The organism is Campylobacter concisus (assembly GCF_902460545.1).
Lineage (GTDB): Bacteria > Campylobacterota > Campylobacteria > Campylobacterales > Campylobacteraceae > Campylobacter_A > Campylobacter_A concisus_AE.
On the sequence record NZ_CABPUE010000006.1, the window covers coordinates 90687 to 92215 of the forward strand.

1 protein-coding gene is annotated in these 1529 nt (G+C 32.2%); it reads left to right on the forward strand.

Annotated elements, in window-relative coordinates; all coding sequences use genetic code 11:
• A partial coding sequence (locus tag FZ949_RS05250; RefSeq protein WP_148790209.1) for a thioredoxin reductase occupies positions 1–1254 on the forward strand: 1254 nt, incomplete at its 5' end.
• Between the last annotated feature and the right edge of the window lie 275 nt (positions 1255–1529).

Here is a 1529-nt window from a genome sequence, read left to right on the forward strand (position 1 = left end):
AATACATATACGGTTATAGCCCACAATGGTAGAGAGGTAAAATTTGACAAAAATACAAATTTGATTGTTTATGATGGAAAAAAGTCGGATAATACGAATAATGATCTTTCTTCAAAGCTAGTTCTTGACTCCCGCTCCATCCTAGATTCATCTCCATATAAAAACTATAAACCACTATACTATAACCCTAAACCAAATTCTCTAGGTCAAACAGACTATCTATCATTTAAACCATGGCTAGATATTAGCTATAAACCAAGTTCGACTAAACTATCTCCTTGGACTAAATCAGAAAAAGCTTACTATGAAAGCTTAAAAGACAAGAGAGATAGATATATCTATCTAGTAAAAAGAAGTAATCTAAAATGCACTATGATAGATATTCCTGAAGATGCAATAGCTAGAGTAGACAACAAAGGCAAACTAACTAAACCTGAATATGCTGAAATTTATGATGAAGTAGATAGAAATAAAAATACATTAAAATCAGAACTCTTTATAGGAGAGTGGGGAATTTGCGCTGGAGTATTAGGAGATAGTGAATCACTAGGCAATGGAAATGAAGGTGGATTTAAAGCAAGAGAATTTCAAGCAGTATTTCTAGCAGCTCAACTAGGAGAAGTAGAAGCACTACATGTACTAGCAGATTGCTTTAAATATTATACATACACAGTTGGAGTAAATAAAAATTTAGATACCTACACGAAAATTCTTAAACTATATAAAAACCCTCCGCTAGATGAATACGGCATGATGCCTTATCTTGATGAAATAGTAGGTAATTACTTTGTGATGGATTTTAATAGGGGTGGGGTAGCAGCGATGCCAGATAATTCTTTATATAAAGACCTAAGAGAACTCGTAGAAGATAAAGGTGAACTATTAGACCCTAGAGATATTGACGCAAACGAGACTACTAGGGAGGAATTTATCTCTTATGTTAAAAGCGAACTCCCTAAATTTCAAGATAGATTAGAGCTACCCGGTTTTCCTAAAGATTGGGATGATAGAACACTTACTCTTTTTATCGACTCCACCATCCTAGAATCAAAAATAATGTCCCTAACTCCACCTGAGGGTTATCCAAATGCTCCATACTACAACACACCAGAAGAACTAACAAGACTATATGAGGCTGGTAAATTAGATAAAAAGCTAAATCCACTAACACCAGTGATGTATAGAGAAAGTTTTCCTGAAGATCTTAGGCAAAAGATATTAAGCTATGCCAAAGAGCATAATATAAAGGATTAAAGGATAAATTTAATATCTATGGCTCCAAACGGAGCCAAATATAAATAAAAGACATAGGCATCTCCATGATAAACGGCCTAATAGAACTTTATAAAACCTCATATGAAAAACTAGAAGAAAACTATAAAGAGATAATGTATGTAAGCAATATATTTATTGCACTATAAACTTAAAAAAATAAATTAATTTTAGGAGATAATTGGACTTTTTTATAAGAAAAATCGCAAATAGCGATCTATACAAATTTTGATAAAGAATTTCAATATATTTTAATA